The sequence below is a fragment of the Ruegeria sp. BB6 genome, assembly GCF_056539385.1.
Genome location: NZ_JBQFUW010000001.1, coordinates 849908 through 866150 on the forward strand (window position 1 = coordinate 849908; position 16243 = coordinate 866150).

Annotated in this window: 14 protein-coding genes and 1 riboswitch; of the genes, 1 reads left to right on the forward strand and 13 read right to left on the reverse strand. The window is 58.0% G+C overall.

Annotated elements, in window-relative coordinates:
* Window positions 1–28 precede the first annotated feature (28 nt).
* The 12 genes from rpsA to miaB all read right to left on the reverse strand — a co-directional run bounded on the left by rpsA (window position 29) and on the right by miaB (window position 14430).
* Window positions 29–1705: a 30S ribosomal protein S1 gene (rpsA, locus tag ACR0B7_RS04170; RefSeq protein WP_170377709.1), complete on the reverse strand. Its 1677-nt coding sequence runs from the start codon at window positions 1703–1705 to the stop codon at window positions 29–31.
* Between the two features lie 343 nt (window positions 1706–2048).
* Window positions 2049–3731, reverse strand: coding sequence for a tryptophan halogenase family protein (locus tag ACR0B7_RS04175; RefSeq protein ID WP_170484423.1), 1683 nt, complete (start codon window positions 3729–3731; stop codon window positions 2049–2051).
* A gap of 162 nt (window positions 3732–3893) precedes the next feature.
* The gene (cmk, locus tag ACR0B7_RS04180) at window positions 3894–4502 is read right to left on the reverse strand and encodes a (d)CMP kinase (protein WP_170484421.1); all 609 of its coding nucleotides are present in this window, start codon (window positions 4500–4502) and stop codon (window positions 3894–3896) included.
* A complete protein-coding gene (gene aroA, locus ACR0B7_RS04185; protein ID WP_170484419.1) occupies window positions 4499–5845 on the reverse strand; it encodes a 3-phosphoshikimate 1-carboxyvinyltransferase in 1347 nt (448 codons plus the stop codon). Before aroA ends, cmk begins: the two co-directional genes overlap by 4 nt.
* Before the next feature lie 69 nt (window positions 5846–5914).
* Window positions 5915–6625, reverse strand: coding sequence for a tRNA (guanine(46)-N(7))-methyltransferase TrmB (gene trmB, locus ACR0B7_RS04190; RefSeq protein ID WP_170389599.1), 711 nt, complete (start codon window positions 6623–6625; stop codon window positions 5915–5917).
* A gap of 127 nt (window positions 6626–6752) precedes the next feature.
* A complete protein-coding gene (gene metK / locus ACR0B7_RS04195) occupies window positions 6753–7934 on the reverse strand; it encodes a methionine adenosyltransferase (protein WP_170389596.1) in 1182 nt (393 codons plus the stop codon).
* 5 nt (window positions 7935–7939) lie between these two features.
* A riboswitch (SAM-SAH riboswitch) is annotated at window positions 7940–7988 on the reverse strand.
* 42 nt (window positions 7989–8030) lie between these two features.
* Window positions 8031–9527: an apolipoprotein N-acyltransferase gene (lnt, locus tag ACR0B7_RS04200; protein WP_170484415.1), complete on the reverse strand. Its 1497-nt coding sequence runs from the start codon at window positions 9525–9527 to the stop codon at window positions 8031–8033.
* Window positions 9524–10411: a hemolysin family protein gene (locus tag ACR0B7_RS04205; protein WP_170484413.1), complete on the reverse strand. Its 888-nt coding sequence runs from the start codon at window positions 10409–10411 to the stop codon at window positions 9524–9526. The genes lnt and ACR0B7_RS04205 overlap by 4 nt, the downstream gene beginning before the upstream one ends.
* A 37-nt stretch (window positions 10412–10448) precedes the next feature.
* Window positions 10449–10943, reverse strand: coding sequence for an rRNA maturation RNase YbeY (gene ybeY, locus ACR0B7_RS04210; RefSeq protein WP_170484411.1), 495 nt, complete (start codon window positions 10941–10943; stop codon window positions 10449–10451).
* A 39-nt stretch (window positions 10944–10982) separates the two neighbouring features.
* Window positions 10983–12005, reverse strand: coding sequence for a PhoH family protein (locus ACR0B7_RS04215; RefSeq protein ID WP_170484409.1), 1023 nt, complete (start codon window positions 12003–12005; stop codon window positions 10983–10985).
* Between the two features lie 159 nt (window positions 12006–12164).
* Complete coding sequence (locus ACR0B7_RS04220) at window positions 12165–12929, reverse strand: outer membrane protein (RefSeq protein ID WP_480680959.1); 765 nt, start codon at window positions 12927–12929, stop codon at window positions 12165–12167.
* Window positions 12930–13110: 181 nt separating this feature from the next.
* Window positions 13111–14430: a tRNA (N6-isopentenyl adenosine(37)-C2)-methylthiotransferase MiaB gene (gene miaB, locus ACR0B7_RS04225; protein WP_170484407.1), complete on the reverse strand. Its 1320-nt coding sequence runs from the start codon at window positions 14428–14430 to the stop codon at window positions 13111–13113.
* A 120-nt stretch (window positions 14431–14550) separates the two neighbouring features.
* Here miaB and ACR0B7_RS04230 point away from each other — a divergent pair, with 120 nt between their 5' ends.
* Complete coding sequence (locus ACR0B7_RS04230; protein WP_170570006.1) at window positions 14551–15414, forward strand: hypothetical protein; 864 nt, start codon at window positions 14551–14553, stop codon at window positions 15412–15414.
* Here ACR0B7_RS04230 and ACR0B7_RS04235 read toward each other — a convergent pair whose 3' ends face one another.
* Window positions 15415–16224: a phytanoyl-CoA dioxygenase family protein gene (locus tag ACR0B7_RS04235; RefSeq protein WP_170484402.1), complete on the reverse strand. Its 810-nt coding sequence runs from the start codon at window positions 16222–16224 to the stop codon at window positions 15415–15417.
* Between the last annotated feature and the right edge of the window lie 19 nt (window positions 16225–16243).

Genomic DNA, 16243 nt, shown 5'->3' on the forward strand with positions numbered 1-16243 from the left:
TAAATTCGTACTGCAGTGAGGTCAGGGATTAGTCGCCCGACTTCAGCGCTGCACCAAGGATATCGCCCAGCGATGCGCCCGAGTCGGATGAACCGTACTGTTCCACGGCCTCTTTCTCTTCGGCGATCTCGCGTGCCTTGATCGACAGGCCCAGACGACGGGTCTTGCTGTCGACATTGGTGACGCGGACGTCGACCTTGTCGCCGGTGTTGAAGCGCTCAGGACGCTGCTCGGCGCGGTCACGCGACAGGTCCGAACGGCGGATGAAGGATTTCATGCCTTCGTATTCCACCTCGATACCGCCATCTTCGATCGCGGTGACCTCGACAGTGATGACCGAACCACGCTTCACGCCGCCCACGGCTTCGGCGAACTTGTCACCGCCCAGGGCTTTGATCGACAGCGAGATACGCTCTTTCTCGACGTCCACTTCTGAGACAACGGCCGAAACCATGTCGCCTTTGCGGTAGTTCTGGATCGCATCCTCGCCACGCTCGTCCCAGGACAGGTCCGACAGGTGGACCATGCCGTCGATGTCGCCTTCGAGACCAATGAACAGACCGAATTCGGTGATGTTCTTGACTTCGCCTTCGACCTCGGTGCCCTCGGGGTGTGTTTCTGCAAACACTTCCCACGGGTTGCGCTGTGTCTGCTTCAGGCCCAGAGACACGCGACGCTTGGCGCCGTCGATTTCCAGAACCATGACGTCGACTTCCTGGCTGGTCGAAACGATCTTGCCGGGGTGGACGTTTTTCTTGGTCCAGGACATCTCGGAGACGTGCACCAGACCTTCGACACCGGCTTCCAGCTCGACGAACGCGCCGTAGTCGGTGATGTTGGTAACGCGACCCTGATGGACCGAGCCCAGCGGGTATTTCGCAGCAACCAGATCCCACGGATCTTCCTGCAGCTGCTTCATGCCCAGGCTGATGCGGTGAGTCTCTTTGTTGATCTTGATGACCTGAACCTTGATGGTTTCGCCGATCGTCAGGATCTCGGACGGGTGGTTCACACGACGCCATGCCATGTCGGTGACGTGCAGCAGGCCGTCAACGCCGCCCAGGTCAACAAATGCACCGTATTCGGTGATGTTCTTGACGACACCCTCGACGGTCTGACCTTCGGACAGGTTGCCGATGACTTCGGCACGCTGTTCGGCACGCGATTCTTCCAGGATCGCGCGGCGCGACACAACGATGTTGCCACGGCGACGGTCCATTTTCAGAATCTGGAACGGCTGCTTCAGACCCATCAGCGGGCCAGCGTCGCGCACGGGGCGAACGTCAACCTGCGAACCGGGCAGGAACGCGACTGCGCCACCCAGATCGACGGTGAAGCCACCTTTGACGCGACCAAAGATTGCACCTTCGACGCGCTGGTCGTCGGCATATGCTTTTTCCAGACGGTCCCATGCCTCTTCACGGCGGGCCATCTCGCGCGAGATGACGGCTTCGCCACGGGCGTTTTCTGCGGCGCGCAGGTAGACTTCGACCTCGTCGCCAACAGCGATTTCAGGGGCTTCGCCGGGATTTGCGAATTCTTTCAGATCAACGCGGCCTTCCATTTTGTAGCCTACGTCGATGATGGCTTGGCCGGCTTCGATTGCCAGAACCTTGCCTTTGACAACAGAACCCTCTTCGGGTGTGTCCATTTCGAAGCTTTCGTTCAGGAGGGCTTCGAATTCCTCCATGGATGCGTTAGCCATGTGGCGTTGTTTTCCTTTACATAACGTTTTTGCTGGCCGAGCGGTTGTCTCCGCCGGTCTTGTTTCATGGTGCCTTCAGGCGTGATCCGGGGCGCATCTGACTACACAAACACAAAGGGCCGAGGTAACCCGGCCCTGCTCAGATACGTCATCCGGACGTTGACCGCCCTTGTTCAGACAGCGCGCGTATAGGCTGATTTCCAACAATGTGCAAGCACAAAGCCTGACAATAAAGGCGTATCACCGCTTCATTGGGTCCGACTTGCTTACCAGCGCCGCCAAACTGTTTACCTACTCCACTGGTCTGCATAGAAATGCTTGCCGCGCCGAACGCGGCAAATTTCTAGAATAGCTGCAAATCCTTGGAACCACTCTGGATTTCCGCAAAGTTCGGCATGTTCTGAATAGCCGCGGGGGCAGGTGCCGCTCCGGGAAGCGGTACAGTCGGTTTGGCCGCCGCCTTTCCAAAGGCCGGTTTCTCCAGCTCTCCACGTATGTCGCGCAGGAGCGTTTTGTGATCCGGCATTGATTTGAGTATCTGGGCAAGGTCCACCTTCGCGCCCTTCCACCATTGGAACCAAATCGGCTTTTTCAAAGGCCGCACCCGATCACGAATTCCAGTGCCATAGCCTGTATCGTAAACCTGTTTGCTCAACAGAACCGTCTGATAAACGCGGTGATCAAAGAGCGTGGCAAACTCCACATCGTGCTGCATGGGCAGGCGATGCTGCCACAACTCCAGGTTCTCGGCCAGCCGATCCGGAATCTTCATCTCAGTCCGCGCGTCGATCCAATACTGGTCATCTGTACGGTTACCCAATCGATAATGCAGACAGATGAAATCCAGAACCTCGCTGTATAGCTTGTCCATCTGCCGATTGTATCTGTCTCGCAGCGCGGGCTCGATGTCGCGGGTGGGCAAATGCTCGGCAAACCAGCGCACAGCGTGGTCTATCATGTGGATCGCTGTACTCTCCAAGGGTTCGATAAACCCGCCCGACAGACCGATCGCGACGCAGTTCTTGACCCAAGCGTTACGAACACGCCCGACGCGCATCGGGATAACGCGCGGCGTCAAACCTTTGCCGCTATCCCCCAACCATTCCAGGTATTCGTCCGCCGCCTGATCATCCGTCCGATGCGCCGAGGAATAGACATAGCCAGTGCCCACACGGTTGAACAATGGCACCCTCCATGTCCAACCCGCACCCAGAGCGGTGGACCGTGTCAGGCTTTCGATCTTTTCCGGGTTCGGATGCTCGACCTGCAGCGCCATGGCGCGGTCGTTGGGCAGGTAGTCCGAATAATCCATAAACGGCTCACCCAGAGCCTGATTGATGATCAACCCACGGAATCCGGTGCAGTCCACGACCATCTCAATGTCATGACGGCCTTTACGCTCGAGCATCAGATGGCTGACATTGCCCTGCTCATCCAGCTCGACCGACTGAACTTCATCCTGAATATGTTCTACACCGCGCTTTGTGCAGACCTTGGTCAGCATCCCGGCAAATTTCACCGCGTCCAGATGATACGCATAGCCAAACCGCTGTTCAAACTCCGGAGCCCCCAACGGCCGCGCGCCTTTACACAGGCGGCCCAGATCGTCATGCGGCGAAATCGATTGGGTGAAATCCCGGTCCCCGTTGCCAAAACGCAGGAAATACTCGGCGGCCTCCAACCCTTCGAGCATCTGGCCGTGCGCAAAGGGGTTCACATAGTCAATGCGTTTGCCCTTGGCATCCTTGTTCCAGTTGCAGAATTTCACACCAAGCTTGAAAGATGCGTTGGTTTCACGGAAAAAATCCCGCTCGGAAATGCCTGCTTGACGAAGTGTAACCGGCATACGCGGCACGGTCGCCTCTCCGACACCCACCGTCGAGATATTCGGGCTTTCGATCAGGCAGATATGCGGCCGATCCTTTGGCGCAGAAGTGCGCGAAAACACCATCTCAAGGATCAGCGCGGTCATCCAACCAGCGGTACCGCCGCCCACGATAGTGATTTTTCGCAAACGATTGTTCATGAAGCTCTCCCCCTCAATATTGCAGGGGACTATACCAGCATTGCGACACCTAGCTAGACCCTATGCCCTAGTGGTTTTCAGACCAACCGGACCATGAGCCGAAGTGCAACACACTCCACAACCTATGCGCGAAATCGCAGGGGGATTGCGGATTTATCGGGCCTAAGGCAGCTTCTTTTGGATGTGTTCAACCGCCTGAGCCAGAGCGTCTTCGATGCTTAGATCTGAGGTATCCAGCAATACTGCGTCGTCTGCTGGCTTCATGGGCGCGGTGCTGCGTTCGGCATCCCGCGCATCCCGTTCGCGGACATCGGCCAGCACCTGCTCAGGCGAGACATCCGAGCCTTTGTCGCGTAGCTCCAGAAAGCGGCGCTCGGCCCGAACTTCGGGGCTGGCGGTTACAAACAACTTCACATCGGCATCAGGGCAAATGACCGTCCCAATGTCGCGCCCGTCCAAAACCGCACCGCCAGTACGCCGCGCGAAGTTGCGCTGAAAGTCCACAAGGGCGGCACGCACCTCGGGAATAACTGCAACCTTGGAGGCGGCGTGGGCGATCTCAGCCGTGCGTAAATCACCCTGCTGCAGTTCCTCGGGCGTCAAAGCCAATGCAGCGGCCACCGGCTCTGCCCCTTCCAGTGTCCGACGACCGACAGCGCGATACAAAAGCCCTGTATCCAGATGCGCGAAACCGAAATGGGCAGAGACCCCTTTCGAGATCGTACCCTTTCCCGCAGCAGCAGGGCCGTCAATCGCGACTATGAACCTCATGTACGTGCGACCTTGGCGCCCAACGCAGCCATCAACGGCTCAAAAATTGGGAAGGAGGTTGCGATCGGGCTTCCGTCGTCGACAGATACCGGAGTTTTCGCGCCCATTCCCATCACCATGAAAGACATTGCAATCCGGTGATCCAAAAAGCTCTCGCAGGTGCCACCACCGGGGACGTTGCCGATGCCCAGCCCGTCGACCGACCACCAATCCTCGCCCTCGTCCACCGTCACACCGTTTGCGCGTAGACCACGGGCCATTGCGTCGATCCGGTCGCTTTCCTTAACCCGCAGCTCTTTCACGCCGCCCATCATCGTGGTGCCGGTGGCGTTGGCTGCGACCACGGACAGCACCGGATATTCGTCAATCATCGAGGCCGCACGTTCCGGCGGCACGTTGATGCCCTTCATGTCGGGCGAGTATTTCGCGCGCAGGTCAGCAACCGGCTCGCCGCCCTCTTCGCGTTCGTTTTCATATGTCAGGTCCGCGCCCATCTCGCGCAGCGTGGTGAACAGCCCTGCGCGGGTCGGGTTCAGGCCGATGCCGGGCACCAGCACATCCGATCCCGGCGTGATCAGCGCCGCGCAGACCGGAAAGGCCGCACTGGACGGGTCGCGCGGCACAGCAATCACCTGCGGTTTCAGCTCGGGCCGACCGGTCAGAGTGATCACCCGGCCTTCATCCGTATCCTCAACGGCGATCTCAGCCCCGAACCCGGCCAGCATCCGTTCAGAATGGTCGCGCGTGGCTTCTTTCTCGATCACAACAGTTTTGCCGGGTGCATTCAGACCGGCCAACAGAACGGCGGATTTCACCTGCGCTGACGGAACGGGAACCCCATACCGCACGGGCACGGGTTCTGCCGCACCTACAATCGTCATCGGCAGACGACCACCAGACCGCCCAACCGCTTGCGCGCCAAACAGCGCCAGCGGGTCCGTCACTCGTGCCATTGGTCGTTTGTTCAGACTCGCGTCGCCGGTAAATGTCGCCGAGATCGGAGAGGTCGCCATCGCGCCCATGATCAAGCGCACCCCGGTCCCCGAGTTGCCGCAGTCGATCACCTGATCGGGTTCGGCAAAGCCACCGACACCTACGCCATGTACAGTCCATTCGCCGTTACCGTGATCCTTAACCTCAGCACCAAAAGCGCGCATGGCCTTGGCGGTGTCCAAAACGTCCTCGCCTTCCAGAAGGCCCGAAATCTTCGTCTCTCCCAACGCCATAGCGCCAAGGATCAGCGACCGGTGCGAGATCGACTTGTCGCCGGGCACCTCTGCAGTGCCGGTCAGCGGGCCGCAGGGATGCGAGGTCATCGGGATGGGCGTGCCGTGTCCGGACATGGGGGCTCCTGTTTTCGCTATCAGTGCCCAAGCCGATTAGCGAATTGGGGCCAGTTGGTCCAGCCGCAATCAGTCTTTGCGTCGGAAGGTCAGATAGTGTGGCGTCCGGCCTTCACGCAATGCTTTCTGTTCATAGCGTGTCGAGATCCAGTCACCCCAAGGTTCGCGCCAATCTGCAGGACGCTCTGCCAGCCACTCAAACCCCGCGCGCGGAACCTCCTCGAGCGTTTGACGAACATAGTCGGGAATATCCGTTGCCACACGGAAGATTGAACCCGGTTTAAGCACACGCGCCAACGGTTCGAGATGTTCCTGAGTCACAAAGCGACGACGGTGGTGCCGTGTTTTAGGCCACGGGTCGGGGTACAGCAGGAACGCGCGCGAGATACTGGCCTCGGGCAGCACATCGAACAGATCACGGGCATCGCCTGGATGAACGGCAAGGTTTTCCACGCCAGCCTTGCGAATCTTGCCCAACAGCATCGCAACGCCGTTTATGTAAGGCTCTGCCCCGATAATCCCGATATCCGGGTTGTTAGCGGCCTGATGCACCAGATGTTCGCCCCCGCCAAATCCAACTTCAAGCCAGACATCCCGCCCACCAAACAGCGCCTGCAAGTCCAACGGGTGGCGTTCGGGGTTGCTTTCCCAGTCAACCGCACCGGGGGACAACGCATCGAGGTCTTCGCTCAGATACGTCTTTTGACTGGGCTTCAGGGTCTTGCCCTTGAAACGGCCATAAAAGTTCCTGCGGGGGCGTTGGGGTGTCTCGGTGCTCATGGGCGGAGCCCATACTGCGCGAAGCATGTTGTTGCAAGAGGCAGGAGTGGGGGCCAGCCCCCACACCCCCGAAGTATTTTCAAACAGAAGAAGAGCGCGCCCGTCAGGGCGCACCTTTGGATTATGGTCACACAGCCGACTTCAGGGCGTCCGCCAGATCGGTGCGTTCCCAGCTGAAACCGCCATCGGCATCGGGCTCGCGGCCAAAGTGTCCGTAAGCCGCCGTGCGCTGGTAGATCGGCTTGTTCAACTGCAGATGCTGGCGAATGCCGCGCGGGGTGAGGTCCATGACCTGCCCGACGGCCTTCTCGATCTCGGCATCCGCGATCTGGCCGGTGCCGTGGGTATCGGCGTAGATCGATAGCGGTTTTGAGACACCAATCGCATAGCTCAACTGGATGGTGCAGCGGTCCGCCATGCCAGCGGCCACCACGTTCTTGGCCAGATACCGCGCGGCGTAGGCGGCTGAGCGGTCAACTTTGGTTGGGTCTTTGCCCGAAAACGCACCGCCACCGTGTGGCGCGGCACCGCCGTAGGTGTCCACGATAATCTTACGGCCCGTCAAACCCGCGTCACCGTCAGGCCCGCCGATCACGAACTTGCCGGTTGGGTTTACGTGCCATTCTGTCTCAGCCGACAGCCAGCCTTCGGGCAGGGTTTCAGTAATGTAGGGCTCAACAATCGCGCGGATATCGTCCGAGCTCAGGGACTCATCCAGATGTTGCGTGGACAAGACGATCGAGCTGACGCCCACAGGCTTGCCATCGCGGTACACCACGGAAAGTTGCGATTTCGCGTCCGGGCCCAGCGCGGGTTCCGAGCCGTTCTTACGCACCTCGGCCAGACGGCGCAGGATCGCGTGGGAATACTGGATCGGAGCGGGCATCAACGCAGGCGTCTCAGTCGTGGCGTAGCCGAACATGATACCCTGATCACCGGCACCTTCGTCCTTGTTGTCCGAGGCGTCAACGCCCTGTGCGATATGGGCGGATTGTTCGTGCAGCAGGTTCGTCACTTCGACGGTTTCGTGGTGGAACTTGTCCTGCTCGTAACCGATATCCTTAATGCAGGCGCGCGCAATCTCGTCGATGCGGCCCATATAGTCATGCAGCTTGTCCTGATCAGACAGACCTACTTCGCCACCGATGACGACGCGGTCGGTCGTGGCAAACGTCTCGCACGCGACGCGCGCTTCGGGTTCTTCGTTCAAAAAGGCGTCTAGGACGGCATCCGAAATCCGGTCGCAGACCTTATCCGGGTGCCCTTCGGATACGGATTCCGAAGTGAAAGTGTAGTTCTGTCGGGACATGAATGTGCTCCATTAAGATTTCCCCATCACGCCAGGAAGCCGTTGTGACGGGCACCCAAGGGGATACGCCCGCAAAAAGACAGGGTCAATCGGTATTTAAACGTTGCGATAGCGGGCGTTGCGCCAAAGCAGCGCGAAAGAAACAACCAGCAGCAAGAATACCGGAACGTCCCCCATCCTTGAATAAACTGTGGGTGCCAGAGGGCTGGGCAGCTTCGCATCAATGAACCCGGCCTCTCCCAGCGGGATCGATTTGGTAACACGTCCCAGAGGGTCAATCATCGCCGACACTCCGGTATTGGCGGACCGCATCATGGGCAGACCTTGCTCAACGGCGCGCATCTGCGCTTGCGCGAGATGTTGATAGGGACCGGACCGCGTTCCAAACCAGGCATCGTTGGTTATCTGTAGCAGAAAATCAGCCCTACCCGGAGCGGACAGCACATCCTGTGTGAAGACAGCTTCGTAGCAGATCAAGGGCAAGGCTTTACCCAGTGCTCCTGCATCCATAAGCGCAGCCCCCGGCCCAGCGCTGAACCCGTTTCCAGTGGTCGCCGCCATTCCATAAATGCCGAACCGCGCCATGAGATTACCAAGGGGCACGTATTCCCCGAACGGGGCCAGATGATGCTTGTCGTACAGCCCTTGCTGCTGGCCATCCTCATTCAGGTAAATCATCGAGTTGTAGATACGCGGACCATCGCCCCGCTGAATTCCCAGAAACACCGGAGTTCCCTGTGCCGCATCCGCGACAATATCCAGATAGGGCTGCGCACTGCCCAACCATGCAGGCACCGAGGTCTCGGGCCAGACAATCAGGTCTGGTCTCGGCGGCGCGGCCGTGAATTCGATCTGACGCGCGAAAAACAGAGGCGCGTAGTCCGGGTCCCATTTCTGGTGCTGCGGCGCATTCGGCTGCACAAGGCGCACAACGTGATCCGTTTCGATGACTTCTGGCCGAAGCGCAGCGTAGCCGAGGGCGAGGCCGACCGATCCTGCGGTTAGGCACACAGGCACCGCAAATGACCCCCGTTGCGCCAACGCAGCCCCCATAGGAAGTGTCGCCAACAGCGTCAGCACCCCCAGCCCGTAAGGTCCGACAAGTGACAATACCTGAATAAACGGCGTATCGACCCAAACCTGCGCCAACCCAGCCCAGGGAAATCCAGTCAGAACATAGCCACGGGCGAATTCCGCAAGAGATATCGCAATGGCCAGAAAGATGGTCTGACCAATTGCGCCCTGCCCCGAACGGCGCGTCAGCCAAAAGGCCAGCGCCCAAAACAGCGCGAGCCCTCCCGCCATGAATACAAGCGCGAACGGGGCCATCCAGCCGTGTCGTTCGGCGTCTACGAAGAATGGCTCAGTGATCCAGCTTAGGGCATGGGCGAAGTATCCGGTCGCAAAAGCCCAACCCAGCCAAGCCGCCCGCGCCCGTGTTTCCGTTGCCAAAAACAGTGAGCCCAGAGCAAGCAACGCAGCGATGGGCGCGATCCAAACCCCGTAAGGAGCAAGCCCAAACGCCGCGATCGCGCCCAATACAGCCGCTGATGACAACCTCAACAAATTGGGCAAACCCTGTGCAGGGTTCATGCAACGAGGTCCGGCAACATGACACGCAGGCGTTTGATCCTGCGCGGATCGGCATCAATAACCTCGAACTCGGGTCCTTCGGGGTGCAAGACGACTTCTCCACGCGCGGGAACACGGCCGGACAGCATAAAGACCAGCCCGCCCAACGTGTCGATATCTTCTTCGTCCACATCCTCGTGACTGGTCAGCGAGCGCCCGATCTCGGCTTCAAATTCTTCAAGCGGGACGCGGGCCTGAACCACATAACAACCGGGCTTTTCCTGAACCCAAAGCTGGCTTTCGTCGGCGTCATGCTCGTCAGCGATCTCACCGACCACCTGTTCGATCAGGTCCTCAATCGTCAGCAATCCGTCAACGCCGCCATATTCATCGATCACCAGCGCCATGTGACGCCGTTCCGTCTGCATCTTGGTCAGCAGAACGCCAATGGGCATAGACGGGGGCACGAACAACAACGTTCGCAGCATCGACACCAGATCAAAGTCAGAGGACGTTCCGTTGAACCCGTGTGTCAACGCAAAATCCTTGAGATGCACAAACCCAAGCGGGGTATCCAGTGTGCCCTCATAAACCGGAATGCGCGACAGGCCGCTTTCGCGAAAAACCTGCGCCAGTTCGTCTTTGGTTATGGTCGAGGATACCGAAATGATCTCGGCGGTAGGGATGGCCACGTCTTCGACGCGCATGCGCCGCAGGTTGATCATGCCACGCGGTTGGCTCTTGTCGGTTTCGTGCCCATTGGCCGCAGCCGCTTCTTCGACGTTCTGTGTCGAGAACGCGTCCACTATTCGAGAAAAGAAACCCGTTTTCTCTTTTATGTCATTGTCGCCGTCCTTTGGTTGCGCGCCCTGCGCCGCCATAGAACTGCCGTCTGTATCGCCCATTTTCCCATTCCAAATGATCGGCCCAAATTGGCCCGTATTAAACTATATATGGGTTATCAATACCCAGTTTGCCAAGTATCTCGACCTCGACACCCTCCATCAAAGTGGCGTCGGGGTCACGAATGTGATCGTATCCCAGCAAATGCAATGTTCCGTGAACCAGCAAATGTGTCACGTGATCGTCCATATTTTTACCCGCTTCGGCAGCTTCACGTGCGCAGGTATCATAGGATATCGCGATGTCGCCCAGCGCTATTTCGCCAGTGAAATCCGGGCTTGGAAACGCCGGTTCCTGCCCGGCGATCTCAGCGGCCAGGTCATCGGCTGGCCAGCTTAGAACATTGGTCGGCGTCGGTTTCTCGCGAAATCCGGCGTTCAACTCGGCGATGCGGGCGTCGTCACAGGCCAGCACACTGACCTCGCACAGCTCAGCATCCAGCTTGAAATGGTCCAGCACCGCCTTGATTATGCGCATGGCCAAGGGTTCCAGCCCCTGCCATCGGGCATCTTCAACCGATAGTTCAAGATTCATTCTGTCACTTCCAAAGTCCCTGAGGCCGGGCCTCAGAAACTATCCGGTTTCACGGCCCGAGTCCGCCTCATACGCTTCGATGATCGCAGCGACAAGCGGGTGCCGCACAACGTCCTTCGAGGTGAAATAGTTGAAGCTGATGTTAGGGATCGTCTTCAGCAAACGCTCGGCATCGGCCAGACCAGACTGGACCCCGCGCGGTAGATCAACCTGCGAGCGGTCCCCCGTGATCACCATCCGGCTGCCTTCACCCAGTCGGGTCAGGAACATTTTCATCTGCATGGTCGTGGCATTCTGCGCCTCGTCCAGAACAACGAAAGCATTCGCCAGCGTTCGGCCACGCATAAAGGCAAGAGGCGCAATTTCGATTCGCTTTTCTTCGATCAACTTGGCCAGTTGCTTGCCGGGAAGAAAGTCGTTCAGCGCATCGTAAAGCGGCTGCATGTACGGATCGACCTTGTCTTTCATGTCGCCGGGCAGGTAGCCCAGTTTCTCACCCGCCTCGACCGCAGGTCGGCTGAGTATGATGCGATCAACGTGGCCGCCAATGAACATCGACACGCCGACGGCGACGGCCAAATAGGTCTTACCTGTCCCTGCCGGGCCGATTCCAAAAGCCAGCTCGTTGTTGAACAGGGATTGCACATAAGCCTTTTGCGCATCCGTACGCGGCTCAACCAGCTTTTTGCGGGTCTTGATCTCAACCGTGCCACCTTTGAACATTTCAAGCTGGTCACCATCGCGACTACCGGTGCCTTTTTCAGAACCACCCATGCGGAGTTCGCGGTCAACGTCGGCCGCTTCGACCTCACGACCACCCTCCAGACGGGTGTAGAGGGCTTGAAGAACCTCAATCGCCTGTTTCTGGGCATCTTCCTCACCCATCACGACCAACTGGTTTCCGCGGCGCACGATCTGAACCGATAATTTATGCTCAATATCGGTCAGGTTGCGGTCATATTCGCCGCATAAATCAATCAGCAACCGGTTGTCTGGAAATTCAACAAACGCCTCACGCTGGGGCATTTCATTTTGCGGTGGGGTAAGGGCACCGATGGCCAATCCGTTCTCCTGTCTTGGCGTTTCATCCTGAGCGTAGACAACATTTCTTGGTGGGTGCAAGCCACAGTTTCAAATTTTCCTAAACTGTTGGCAAAACCGCCGATCGACCACTGAACCAGATCGGATTTCAAACTTGGCAAAACAGGCTGTGAAGCGACCTTAGAAACGGTAATTCAATCCGAATCTCAATCCGCGATACCGCGGCGTCGACCGCGTCGAAAACCCGTTGTCAAACACAACATCCTTTGCATCAAACTGAACATACTCATACTCTCCGGTAATCGACCAGTTTTCGTTCAGATTGTGTTCGGCACCGATGCTTGCCGAAAAGCCATTGCGCGAGTCGTTGTTCTCGAAGAATTGTGGAGTTGTGCCCACGGACAAGCTGTTGGTGGTTTTGACGTTGCCGTTCACATACCCGACCGACAGGAAATACAGCACCGTGCCACTTTTATTCGTCAGGCCATTGCGAAACCGAATCGAAAACACGTCCGAAATCTCTGACCCTCCGGTGACAGTGACGCCGCTTACCTGTGTCGCGACATCGTCACCCAAAGAACCAAGGTCAAACCCAAGTTCAAAACCGTAGACATAATCCCGACCCTGCTTGGCAGGCAGAACGCCCCGCCAACCGGCCCGAATGCCGCCATACGAACCGCTCAGGTCCAGCTCACCAATGGCAAAAGTATCGGACGGAGTAGTAAGTCCGAACCTGTCGGTTCCGCCGGTCGCAAATCCGCCGGTCACGCCCAGATAAAACGCGCTGACATCGCTGCCAAATCGCTTGGGGCTGACGATGGCAGGGTCCGAAACCCCCGCGTCCAGATTGCCTGCAACCGTGGCGCTGGAAAATGCGAACATGGAACCCATGAAGACAAGAACCAGCTTTATGTTCGACTTGAATACTTGCGTCAGGACTTTCACTCGCACACTCCATAGCCCCACGCCCGATCTGCGGGGCGATACAAAAAAAGTATTTGGGGCCGCCAGAGCCGTAGCCCCCTAATAAGTATGACTTTTCTCGGAACATAGTTCCAAGTGATAAATCAAGGGTAAATTTAGGAGCGCGATTCAACTATGACGCAACGGCGTTTGTGAAACCCTATTAAAGCAACTCGCCCGCAAGCGAGTTGGAACCGGAATCGGTGATACGCACGTCCCGTAGTTCTCCGACTTCAACATCGGCATCAGAGACGTGAACCGAATGAAGATACTCGGATTTTCCGACCATCTGGCCTGGTAGTCGGCCCGCCTTTTCAAACAAAACGCTGACTTTACGACCCACCATCGAATCCTGGATTTCGCGCTGGTGCCGCGTGATCATGGCCTGAAGGCGCTGTAGGCGGTCATCCGCCACCTCAGGATCAACCTGAGACCGCTCGGCCGCAGGCGTTCCGGGGCGCGTGGAATACTTGAACGAATACGCATAGCCGTATTTGACCTGTTCAACCAAATCCAGCGTGGCCTGAAAATCCTCGTCCGTCTCCTCTGGGAAGCCGACGATGAAGTCGCCAGACATCATGATATCGGGCCGCGCTTCGCGGATACGCTCGATCAGGCGCAGGTAACTTTCCGCCGTATGGCTGCGGTTCATCCGTTTGAGGATACGGTCCGAACCTGACTGAACCGGAAGGTGCAAATACGGCATCAGCTTGTCACAGGTTCCATGTGCCTCAATCAGATCATCGGCCATGTCGTTTGGATGCGATGTGGTGAAGCGGATGCGCTCCAGCCCGTCGACCTTGTTCAGTTCCCAGATCAAACCCGCCAGTGTCATATCGCCATTCGGCCCGGCCCCGTGATAGGCGTTCACGTTCTGGCCCAGCAGCGTGATCTCGCGCACGCCGCGCTCAACCAGATCCTGCGCCTCGCGAATGATGCGATCGGCAGGGCGACTGACCTCGGCCCCACGCGTGTAAGGCACCACGCAGAACGCACAGAACTTGTCGCAGCCCTCCTGTACGGTCAGAAACGCTGTTGGGCCGCGCTTGGCCTTGGGGCGGTTCTTGAGTTTCTCGAACTTGTCTTCCTCGGGAAAATCCGTGTCCAGCGCTTTGACGCCTTCGCGGGTCTTGGCCTCCATCTCGGGCAGGCGGTGATAGCTTTGCGGACCGACAACCAGATCGACCAAAGGCTGACGGCGGATAATCTCCTCGCCCTCGGCCTGCGCCACACAGCCAGCCACACCAATCTTGAGGTCCGGTTTTTCGGCCTTCAAACCCTTGAACCTGCCCAGTTCGGAATAGACCTTTTCCGCAGCTTTTTCCCGGATGTGGCAGGTATTCAGCAGAATCATATCCGCGTCTTCAGGTGTCTTTGTTTCGACATAGCCCTGACCGCCCATCGTCTCGGCCATACGCTCGCTGTCGTAGACGTTCATCTGACAACCATAGGTCTTGATGTACAGCTTTTTAGGTTCCGACATGGGCCTGGCCTTTGCGTTCGCGGGATCGGCGTCATCTATACCCAACGAACGCCGCTTGCAATGCCCGCGCGATTACCCGATTTTGGCCGGAAATTCCAGCAATGCGAAACCAGGCAGGCAATGCAGTACGACACTCTCTCCTCTTTCCTGCGAACCGGTACGGCAGCCTTGGCAAAGGGACCCGTCGCGCTGATTTTTGCCGAAGACACCGCCGAGATTGACGGCACCATCCGCCACCACCTGAACTTGGGCTTCAAATCCTTGATCGCCTTCATGCCGCAGGAATTCAAAGTGGACCCGGACCTTGAGGACCGCATCCACCGCGTCACCCTGACCTGTGCGCCCCGCGCCGCGGTATTTGAAACGATTAACAGGATAATCGAGGCAGCCCCCGGCGTCTGGATGTATTACTGCTACAACGCCGAGTACCTGTTTTTTCCGTTCTGTGAAACGCGGACGATCGGTGAATTGCTGGCCTTTCACTCGGAAGAACGCAGGAACTCCATGCTGACCCATGTTGTCGACCTGTATGCGGAAGACCTGACAGCCTCTCCTCACGGTGTTTGCCCAGAACGCGCGTTGCTGGACAGCACCGGATACTACGCCCACACCCGTCACGATGCCGAGGGCCAGCCACTGGAGCGTCAGCTTGATATGTCCGGCGGTCTGCGCTGGAGGTTTGAAGATCATATCCCCTACGAGCGGCGCCGTATCGACCGGATCGCACTGTTCCGCGCGCAAAAGGGGCTTGAACTTCGGCCTGACCACACGTTCAACGAACCGGAATACAACACCTATTCGTGCCCTTGGCACCACAACCTGACTGCGGCTGTTTGTTCGTTTCGCGCGGCTAAGGCTTTGAAGAAAAACTCTGGCTCCACCTTTGATATTCGCTGTTTTCGTTGGCAGAACTCTGTCCCGTTCCAGTGGTCGTCCCGTCAACTTCTGGACTTGGGGCTGATGGAGACCGGACAGTGGTTCTGATCAACCCCGAACCGGCCGCTCAAGCAGCATGGGAAACCAGTCTTCTCTAAGCCGCTGACCTTCCATCATGTCATGCCCCGGAAACGGAGGCGAGGTTCGTCCGGCCCGCTCGACATACCGCGCGTCATCGCCGACCAGACGCAGCGAGAACGCACGGCGGCGGCTGTCCGACTGATTTCCGCGCGCGCCATGCAGCGTGCGAAAATTGAACGCCACCGCGTCCCCGGGCTGCATCTCATATTCTACGACGTTCATACCTTCGGCATCCGGGTCCGGGACCGGGATGTATTGACCTTCATCCGGGAAAAACCCCTCCTCAGACACCCAGCGGGTCGGCAAAACCTCTTTCTTCCACCGATGCGACCCCGCCACGCAGCGCAGCGTCGCCCGAGACACCGGGTCCAGCGGAGACCAGAAGCTGATCGTTTGCTGCCCATCAACAAAGTAATACGGCCCGTCCTGATGCCACGGTGTTGCCATCGACGTACCGGGCTCTTTGACCAGAACGTGATCGTGGAACATTTGCACGGATTGCGACTGCATCAGGTCAGCCGCGACCTCGGCCGCTGGTGAGTTTTGGACCACGTCCTGAAACTGTTCGATCCGGGACCAGTTGCAATAGTCGTCAAAGAAAAGGCCGGTCTCACCTTTCTTTTTGTTGTTAGACGCATATGGGCCGGGATCGGCCATATTCGCTTCGACGCCTTGGCGTAGGGTATCAACAAAATCTGCAAACAGCCCTTTGATCAGAACAACGCCGTCCTGCTGATAGGTGTCGATCATTTCCTGCGTAACCAAAGGGTGTGACATGGCGGTCTCCGTGAGGGTG

Coding starts and splice junctions, on each gene's coding strand:
- ACR0B7_RS04235 (WP_170484402.1), bottom strand. CDS start 16,224: ATGTCACACCCTTTGGTTACGCAGGAAATGATCGACACCTATCAGCAG.
- ACR0B7_RS04230 (WP_170570006.1), top strand. CDS start 14,551: ATGCAGTACGACACTCTCTCCTCTTTCCTGCGAACCGGTACGGCAGCC.
- lnt (WP_170484415.1), bottom strand. CDS start 9,527: ATGAACCCTGCACAGGGTTTGCCCAATTTGTTGAGGTTGTCATCAGCG.
- rpsA (WP_170377709.1), bottom strand. CDS start 1,705: ATGGCTAACGCATCCATGGAGGAATTCGAAGCCCTCCTGAACGAAAGC.
- ybeY (WP_170484411.1), bottom strand. CDS start 10,943: ATGAATCTTGAACTATCGGTTGAAGATGCCCGATGGCAGGGGCTGGAA.
- trmB (WP_170389599.1), bottom strand. CDS start 6,625: ATGAGCACCGAGACACCCCAACGCCCCCGCAGGAACTTTTATGGCCGT.
- ACR0B7_RS04205 (WP_170484413.1), bottom strand. CDS start 10,411: ATGGGCGATACAGACGGCAGTTCTATGGCGGCGCAGGGCGCGCAACCA.
- cmk (WP_170484421.1), bottom strand. CDS start 4,502: ATGAGGTTCATAGTCGCGATTGACGGCCCTGCTGCTGCGGGAAAGGGT.
- miaB (WP_170484407.1), bottom strand. CDS start 14,430: ATGTCGGAACCTAAAAAGCTGTACATCAAGACCTATGGTTGTCAGATG.
- ACR0B7_RS04175 (WP_170484423.1), bottom strand. CDS start 3,731: ATGAACAATCGTTTGCGAAAAATCACTATCGTGGGCGGCGGTACCGCT.
- metK (WP_170389596.1), bottom strand. CDS start 7,934: ATGTCCCGACAGAACTACACTTTCACTTCGGAATCCGTATCCGAAGGG.
- aroA (WP_170484419.1), bottom strand. CDS start 5,845: ATGTCCGGACACGGCACGCCCATCCCGATGACCTCGCATCCCTGCGGC.